This window comes from Actinosynnema sp. NPDC023658, assembly GCF_040639995.1.
Classification (GTDB): Bacteria; Actinomycetota; Actinomycetes; order Mycobacteriales; family Pseudonocardiaceae; genus Actinosynnema.
Window position 1 is genome coordinate 2,950 of the sequence record NZ_JBFAAX010000184.1, and the last position, 7,798, is coordinate 10,747.

At 65.7% G+C, this 7,798-nt stretch carries 12 protein-coding genes; 1 reads left to right on the top strand and 11 read right to left on the bottom strand.

All coding sequences use genetic code 11. The features are described 5' to 3' along the window. Positions 1-123: 123 nt before the first annotated feature. The 10 genes from AB0G02_RS19730 to AB0G02_RS19775 all read right to left on the bottom strand — a co-directional run bounded on the left by AB0G02_RS19730 (position 124) and on the right by AB0G02_RS19775 (position 5,131). Positions 124-957 carry a hypothetical protein gene (locus tag AB0G02_RS19730; protein ID WP_360796264.1) on the bottom strand — a complete coding sequence of 278 codons (834 nt, stop codon included), beginning with the start codon at positions 955-957 and terminating at the stop codon, positions 124-126. Between the two features lie 5 nt (positions 958-962). Next, positions 963-1,289, bottom strand: coding sequence for a hypothetical protein (locus tag AB0G02_RS19735; protein ID WP_360796267.1), 327 nt, complete (start codon positions 1,287-1,289; stop codon positions 963-965). Between the two features lie 5 nt (positions 1,290-1,294). Continuing rightward, positions 1,295-1,654, bottom strand: a complete 360-nt coding sequence (locus tag AB0G02_RS19740) for a hypothetical protein (RefSeq protein ID WP_360796270.1) — start codon at positions 1,652-1,654, stop codon at positions 1,295-1,297. Further along, the gene (locus AB0G02_RS19745; protein WP_360796273.1) at positions 1,654-1,932 is read right to left on the bottom strand and encodes a hypothetical protein; all 279 of its coding nucleotides are present in this window, start codon (positions 1,930-1,932) and stop codon (positions 1,654-1,656) included. Before AB0G02_RS19745 ends, AB0G02_RS19740 begins: the two co-directional genes overlap by 1 nt. Then, complete coding sequence (locus AB0G02_RS19750) at positions 1,929-2,327, bottom strand: hypothetical protein (protein ID WP_360796277.1); 399 nt, start codon at positions 2,325-2,327, stop codon at positions 1,929-1,931. Before AB0G02_RS19750 ends, AB0G02_RS19745 begins: the two co-directional genes overlap by 4 nt. Then, on the bottom strand, positions 2,327-2,542 hold the full coding sequence (locus AB0G02_RS19755) for a hypothetical protein (RefSeq protein WP_360796280.1): 216 nt from the start codon (positions 2,540-2,542) through the stop codon (positions 2,327-2,329). Before AB0G02_RS19755 ends, AB0G02_RS19750 begins: the two co-directional genes overlap by 1 nt. A gap of 72 nt (positions 2,543-2,614) precedes the next feature. Then, a complete protein-coding gene (locus tag AB0G02_RS19760) occupies positions 2,615-3,916 on the bottom strand; it encodes a cell division protein FtsK (RefSeq protein ID WP_360796283.1) in 1,302 nt (433 codons plus the stop codon). 169 nt (positions 3,917-4,085) lie between these two features. Further along, complete coding sequence (locus tag AB0G02_RS19765; protein ID WP_360796286.1) at positions 4,086-4,277, bottom strand: hypothetical protein; 192 nt, start codon at positions 4,275-4,277, stop codon at positions 4,086-4,088. A gap of 2 nt (positions 4,278-4,279) precedes the next feature. Further along, the gene (locus AB0G02_RS19770) at positions 4,280-4,534 is read right to left on the bottom strand and encodes a hypothetical protein (RefSeq protein WP_360796289.1); all 255 of its coding nucleotides are present in this window, start codon (positions 4,532-4,534) and stop codon (positions 4,280-4,282) included. A gap of 264 nt (positions 4,535-4,798) precedes the next feature. After that, positions 4,799-5,131: a hypothetical protein gene (locus tag AB0G02_RS19775; RefSeq protein ID WP_360796292.1), complete on the bottom strand. Its 333-nt coding sequence runs from the start codon at positions 5,129-5,131 to the stop codon at positions 4,799-4,801. 134 nt (positions 5,132-5,265) lie between these two features. Here AB0G02_RS19775 and AB0G02_RS19780 point away from each other — a divergent pair, with 134 nt between their 5' ends. Then, the gene (locus tag AB0G02_RS19780) at positions 5,266-6,141 is read left to right on the top strand and encodes an HD domain-containing protein (RefSeq protein ID WP_360796294.1); all 876 of its coding nucleotides are present in this window, start codon (positions 5,266-5,268) and stop codon (positions 6,139-6,141) included. Positions 6,142-6,626: 485 nt separating this feature from the next. On the opposite strand, the gene AB0G02_RS19785 is transcribed toward AB0G02_RS19780, so the two are convergent. Beyond that, positions 6,627-7,310 (bottom strand): hypothetical protein, encoded by a 684-nt coding sequence (locus AB0G02_RS19785; protein ID WP_360796297.1) that lies wholly within the window; start codon positions 7,308-7,310, stop codon positions 6,627-6,629. Between the last annotated feature and the right edge of the window lie 488 nt (positions 7,311-7,798).

Consider the following 7,798-nt stretch of genomic DNA (forward strand, 5'->3'; position numbering starts at 1 on the left):
TTGGTGTTTTTCGTGGTTGAACACCTGTTCTAACCTCGTTGCCCGATTCGGTGGGGGGGGGGCCGGCCCTGGGTCTGGGAGCTCCCCCGCTCATGAGGGCAGGTAGGGGGTTCCTGCCGTGGATCAGGTGAAGGCGTGTCCGTTGCGGGCCGCGACCTCGGCCACGATGCGATCGGCTAGGTCCGCCGGGACGCGCACGGCTTGGCGGACGTCGTCGGCGGTCAGCGTGCGGCCCTCTGCGGTGACCTGGTCGACCTTGGCTCGGACGGCGTCGCGGATCGGGTCCGGCAGCTTGAGCCGGGTTCCGGTGGCCAGCGCCGTCTGGACCGGCCGCACGGTCGTGGCGGTGGGTGCTGGGGAGGGTTGGGGCGTGGTGGTGGTGTTGGCGGCGCGGTAGGCGTCGGTGACGGCCTGGTTCATGCGCTGCTGGATTACCGGCATGACCTCCGCGACGCCGAACACCACGACGGGCACCATGACGTGAATGGCGAGGTTGCCGACCTCGAACCGCTCACCGGCGCGCACCGCGATGGTGGGGTAGACGTTCATGAACAGCGTCGAGGTCAGCAGGATGCGTTTGAGCCAGTCCACCCACCGGCTGTCGACCGGCACGCCCCGGTGCAGCACCTCGGACTCGAACACCAACAGCATGATCAGGATGCCTGCCAGCATCGGTTCGGCCAGCCACGCCGCCCACCACAACGGGTCGGAGATCAGCCGGTGACCGCCCAGGAAGTCCTGCACCCCGGCGGTGGTGAACCCCAGCCCCAGGGCCAGAAAGAACCACATGCCGCGCGTGATCAAACGGCGTTGCGACTCGATCCGCACCGCCACCATGTCCGGGTCGTCGACCAGGCCCCGGAGCTGGGCCGATTCGGCGCGCTTGCGGCGCAGGCCCACGACCCGCCTGGTGACCCCGGCCTGAACGTCGATCTCGTCGGTTTCGTTGACCTGCAACGGTTTCACCTCCTCTGTGACGGTGTCTGTAAGCGTTCGTACATCTCGCGGCCCGTGGCGGTGATCTCGACCGCGTCGGCGGAGATCACCTCGTCCGCCTCGTCGATCAAGGCCGCGCCCCACGTGCGGACGAGCACCCCGCGATCGAGCAACGCGGCCAGCGCCGCCGACTGCGCCGGGGTGAGCCGGCAGGCGGGTTCGCGGGAGTACGAAGTCCATGCCGTAGGCAGGGACGCTCCGGTCTGGATGTACAGCGCCCCGTCACGAGCGATCCACAGGACGAGGTAGACATCGGTCTCCATCGCGGCCGGAGGCCACGCGTCGTCCCGCACCGGACTCACCGCGCGGACTTCGGGTTGAGCCGCTCGAACAGGCCGCGCCCGGCAGGGGTGATCTCCATCAGCTCGGCGTTGAACGGCTCCCCGGACTCGTCCTTCAACACCCGCGTCTGCCCCGGGACCAGGCAGCCGTGCTCCTCCAACAGCCAGATGACCTCCGACTCGTCGAGGGTGGCCGCCCGTGCCTGCGTGCCGTGGTCGAGGAACCATCCCCAGGTGCCGGTTCCGTCGCCGCCACGGGTGTGCAACCGGTCCGCGATGGCCATGCGCAGTAACTTGTCGATCACGGGCTTCAGCTCGTCGGGCGGGTTGTTCCTGGTCCAGTCCGGCCAGGGGATGTCGTTCGCGGTTCCGGGCATCAGCGGTGCCGCCTTCCTTCTCGGTGTTCCATGGACAGTCGGTGGTAGTGCTCGGACTCCTCACCCAGCAGCACGTGCAGCCGGTGAGCGATCTCGGCGGCCTGCACGGCCCTGACGTCGGGCAGTTCGCCGTTGTCGTCGGCGTAGCGGCGCACCAGGTCGTCGTACTCGGCCGCCAACCCGCTGATCAGCCGCAACGTCGACATCTCGACCAGCAACGCCGCGCCGGTATGGGCGGGCTGCTTGAGGTCGAAGGTGAACCGGTCGACGCGGCTCACCGCACACCCCGCAGGTGGAACCACCGGGTGCGGATCCTGTGTCCGGCGTTGGTGAGTTTGACCTGGTAGACGTTCCTGCGGATGGCACCGTGCAGTTGGGTGGTGAACTCCCCCTGTGCCGCGTAGCGCTGCGTGAGCAGGGACTCGACCACGTCGGTCACGTCGTCGTCGGCGTGACGGCAGTGCCCGTCGCCGCCCAGCACGACCACCCGGCCGGACGGGTCGAGCTGCCCGATCAGACCGTCGAGGATCTGGTCGAGCACGATGACCGTCAGGTCCGGGGTGCCGCCGTAGCCGGACGGTCGGCCCCGCTCCGCCGACACCGCGACAGGTGCGGGCTGGTCGGCGGCGTCAGCGAACAGGTCGATCTGACCGGGGTCGACTCGGCGGGCCATCACAACCGCCCGCGTCGGTGGTCGACCTCACGGCGGACGAAGTCGCGCAGGATGTAGAACACCGCCACGACACCGGCCAGGGCCAGCACGACCGTCCAGCCGAAGAACGCGCCGAACCCGTCGACCTGGTAGACCACGAACAGCACCCCGGCGACGAGGCCGAGGAACAGCGCGAACCGCCACGCCGCCCACAGCCGGATACCCAGGTTCCACATGATTGCTCCTCCACTCCGGAGTACGGGATGTGCTTGCGCGGCAACGGATCCGGCCGCGTCGAAGGCGAGAGGTCAGGCGACCGCGTGAAGCCGCGGACGACCCGAGGTCACGAACGCGACCAGGTCACGGATGTCCTGGTCGGACTGGTAGGAGGCCCGCACACGCAGCGGGTTGCGGGAGCCCTGCTCCACCACGAACCCGATACCGGCGTGCGCTGGATCCAACGGGATCTCGTCCGCCAACGCGCCGCGCAGCCGCATCCCGTCACCCAGGACCATGTCCACCTGGCTCTGCGAGGTCACCGACAGGCACACCCGCGCGGTGAACAGCTCCCGGACCGGAACGGTGTCCTTGGTCGGCTCCTGCACGTAACCGCACACGCCGAACCCCGCCGCACGGCCCTGCGTCATGATCTCGGCCAGGAGCTTGAGCACCCCGCGCACCTCGGACGCCGGGCCGTAGCTGGTCATCATGCCCAGCTCATCGATCTGCAACAGCCGCAACGGCGTCTCGACAGTCGGGGTGAACTTGCGCTTGCCCCGCTCCCGAAGTTCGGCCTGCCGCACCTTCAGCTCGTCGCGGAAGGACTCCACCACCGATACCGCGTCGTCCCATTCGATCGCGCGGCGGTGGAACAGCGGAGCACCGATCTCGGTCTCCATCCCCTCCTTGAGGTCGATCACGTCCGGCAGGACGACGCCGTCCCGCAGAAGCGGAGCCATCCCGCGCAACGGCGACCACAACAGCGACCCCTTGCCCGACCCAGTCGCCCCCGCCACGAACAGGTGCTGACCCACGAACGACTGGGTCCAGGCCGTGCCGTACTCGGTGTCGCCCAGCTCGATCGCGGTCAGGTCGACCTCGTCGGCGGCGTGCGGCAGCTCGATCGCGGGGATCGGGTCAGCGTCGAACGGGTTCTCCCGCTCGATCACCAGGCCGACCACCTGCGGCTTGATCTTCACCACCGCGACCCGCTCCGCCAGCAGAGCGTGCGCCAGGGCGTCAGCCCGCTCCTCGAACATCGACGGCGTCTGACCCCGGTTGAGCCGCACGTGGATCGTGTCGATCGACGGAGACGCCGACCGCACCCGCAGGATGCGCGGAACCACCATCGCGTCCGTACGCCGGTTCACCGTGACCAGCTCGCAGTCCATCAGGATGTCCGCCCACCGGCGACCCACATAGGTCAGCCAGCGACGGCGCACCGCCCGCAGCCACGGCGCGGCCACCCGGTCGAACGAGGCCGGGTGACCCCGATACCAGCCCGCCACCCCGGCCAACGCCCCGCAGGCGATACCGCCGGTGGTCGGCAACCCCAATTCCACCGCACTCTTGGCGACCGCAGCCGCCACACCCGGCGGGATCGTCGCCATGCCGGGGTGCTGGAAACCCCACTTAATCGCGCGGAACTCCCATCCCGCACTACGCGTCGGTTTCGGCATGACAGCCGCCTTTCCGATTATGTGGTCGTGGAAGCCGGAGACCCGACCAGCCGCCATGGCGTGATCGGGCCTCCGACAAGGAAAATGCCGCCGGACGCGACTAGTCGTCCTTCAGGTACGGCTTCACGTCCGCCATCGCGACCGACAGATCGGCCACCGCCCGCGTGACCGCCTTGTGCTGACCCGCGAAGCGGAACCGCGCGAACGGCATGCCGTCCACCGCCTCCCCGAGCTGCTTCATCGCCTGGTCGATCGCATCGACCGCCTGGTTCGCGCCGTAACGAGCAGCCATGGTCAGACCCTCCAGTTCTTCGCGACCAGGTCCGCCTCGTACTTCCTGGCGTCCTTGGTGAACTCTTCGATCTCCCGGACAGCCTTGTCACACAACGACTTCAGCTCGTCCGCAGTCGGCACCGCCCACGCCTCGGACGGGATCTCCGCGTCCTCCGCCTTGGCGATGAAACCCCGCACGTGCTCGTCGACCGTCTCCTGCAACAACACGATTGCGGCCCGGAACGTCGCGTAGTTCTCCTGCGCAACCTTGTTCACGATCTCCACCACACCACCTCATTTCCGTAAGGAACGGGAGACACAAAGCCCCCGGCACTGGATACCCCACGCGCCGGGGGCAACGAATCTCCCGGCACCCGATGAACCGGTGCCGGAAAAAGGCATGGATCTACCCACTGTGGAATTCTCAAAGAACAAACGGACACTCCCGCTTACGGCAGCACGGCCTACCCCGACAACCCGGAGCGGTTCACATGGCCACAGGAGCCCGATTATCGAAACGGAGGACAGACGAGGGCCGGATCAGCCCAGCGACTTGAGACCCACCGCACGCCACGCCAGACCCGACACGGTCTCACCCTTGCCGTTCTTGAAGCTGTACGGCGACACCGTCGCCCCTACCAGCTCCACCAACGTGCCCTCGTCGAAGCCCGCACCGGGGTCGGTCCCCAGCGTCACCCGGATCTCCTCCCCCTTCTGCCCCTTCGACTTCGCGAACACCGACACCACGAACTGCGACACACCGTCCCGGTCCGTCACGATCTCCGACGCGCCATCCACCTCACGCGTCTTCAGCGTCGGCTCCTCGGTCACCATCAACCGCCAACCGCTCAGCACCACCGGGATGTCACGCACGGCCAACCTCCGTTCGTCAGGCGAGCTGGCTAACCAGCTTCGCAACCTGTCTAGACTCAAACTAGTCCTGTCTACGCAAGCTGTCAAGCGTGTCGCACAGGACAGAGACCTGTCTAAACAGGTAGGCTCCCGCCATGCAGCCAATCGACCCGGACGACCCCCGGAGCCCGTACATCAAGATCGCGGCGAGTATCCGGGCGGCGATCCTCTCCGGCGAGCTCGAACCAGAGGCCCAGTTGCCGACAGGGGACGAGCTGGCCAAGTTCTTCGGAGTGACCCGAGCGACGATCGGGTCTGCGATCCGCATGTTGCGCGACGAGGGGTTCGTGCAAAGCCGACCCGGTGGTGGCGTCTACGTCACGGGCCAGGCGAGCCTGCCGGTAGCCCCAGGCCAGACGCACCCACTCGTGGGACTGGCCGCGTTCTTGCACGAAGCTGGCCACTTGAAGAACCTGCCCCGTTCCGGCTGGCTACTCCTCGGCATCCGGCAGCCTGAAAGCGTCGCTGAACACTCGTTCCGCGTTGGCCTCGTCGGCATGGCGCTTGCCGCCATGGAAGGTGCCGACCCCGGCCGAACGGCTGCGCTGTGCCTCATGCATGACGTGCACGAAGCTCGGATAGGCGACGTTCCCTCGGTAGGCCGGGCCTACGTCACCACCGCTATCCCGCAGGCCGTCACTGCTCACCAGACAGCCGGGATGCCCGACGAGCTTGCCACCGTGTTCCAGGACATCACCGCTGAGTACGAAGACGCGGAGACTCTAGAGTCCAAAGTGGCCCATGACGCCGACAAGATCGAAACTCTGCTCCAAGCAACGGAGTACGCGACCCAGGGTTACGGCAGCGAACCTTGGCAAGACACTTCGATCCAGGCGCTGCGCACGGAGTCCGCGAAGCAACTGGCGCAGGCGATTACCTCGTCCGATGCACGCGGCTGGTGGATGAGCTTCGCTTCGAGCTACCACGAGCTGCGGGCGGGAACCCGCGCACGCCAAGGCCTCAAGCCTTAAGACGCCAGCGCGGGCGGCGAATCCGCGGGGACCAATCTCCCACTGACGACGCCGCCCCGCAGTGATGCCCGTGTTCAAAGTTTCTTTTCTTCATCAAGGCGGCCCCTGCCGGGGCCGCTCACGCCGCTCCGCCCAGGCCGCTCGGCAAGGGCCAGGGGCCCGGCTCCGCCACCCTGGCCCGCCGGCGGCCGGAGACGCGACCGACCCCGGCAGGCCCCGCAAGACGAAAGAGATGTCCTCGCCGGACGGGCAGGCCAGCAGGATGACCGGAGGACACCGCCAGCTCGGCCACCAGCGTGGGCCGGGTTTCGTGTCATCCCGCCGACCTCCACGAGGGCAACCACACGCGTCAAGGGGGCGGCCCCAGCCCTACAGTCCTGTAGGACGGAAGGTGCCCCCTTGACACGCGTGGTTGGGGCGAGCCAGGTCGGCGGGATGACACGAAACCCTTTTTAATGAAGCGATTGACGTATCAGTTATATGGTTCACCATTTTTTGATAAGCGTGATTACATTGAACGCCAAAGAGGCGGCCAGTGCTGCAATGGAGACATAGAGTGCCCAGCGGGGAGTTTGACGATCTCTCTGATACTTTCGCATTTCATCGGCGGAGATTGGAATGATTCGCGCATAGGACATGACTTCGCGGTTCGACTTATTTGCCGTAATGGCGATCCAACCGGCAAATCCGAACAGGCCAACAAAAATAAATAGCGACCATTCAGCATCATTTGCCCGAGCTGCAGGTATGATCATCGAGAAGAGGTATATAACTCCAGCAATAGCTATAAACGGGAAGATCTTGGTCCCAATTTGGTCAAACTTACTCCATGTCGGCGGTCGGAACTTTGCCTGCCTCTGCCGGGCCCATGCATTGAAGACGAAGTCAACAAGTTCGCGACTTCCCACGGCTTCAGCTTTGTTAGCCGCCAGGACTACTGTAACTTCAGGGGCCTTTACTGCTATTCGCAGAAGGTTTACGTCTGACAGATCTTTGATGTCTGATGCCGAATCAAACTCGCCTTCGTCGAACTCTGCGACGATTGGACTGGTTGCGTGAGTCTTTGCTTGCAATAGCTCCATCAGTGCCCGTAGGTCGTCAATGGTGACATCAAGGTGGCCGAGCGCTCTTCTCGAGGGGCGGTCTGCCGCGATCCTTCTGATGGTCATCGGCGTAGATTAGCGCGGTTGCCATCAAGTTATGGCTAGTGGGTGCGCACCTGAGGAACTCGCCTCCGCCGGTGACGATGACAGTCGGCGGGATGCAGCGAACAGTAGGTGCCGTCCAGCTTCGTGCAAGCTGTTAACCATGATTCATGCCACACTTTGCGCTATGAAACGACGGCAGACGACTATGAAGCACGATCCACGGCCGTCGGTTGCGGACGCTAAGCGGACTGGTGGGGGCGGGTGCTGGGAGGGTGGCATACGACGGGAGAGACGGCCAAAAATCCGTCAGGCTATGAGCAGAGACCAAGATCGTCTCCATGCATTACCCCTGCGAAACAACGGCAGACGACCGTTGGGGACGGTCAGCAACGCTGGACCCGCGTAGGGCGTCTGCCCAGGTGAGGGCCGGCACCCACCGATCACAACGGACGATGGCAGGCGTCTCGCTCTAATCCCGAGGTCGCAGGTTCGAATCCTGCCGGGGGCGC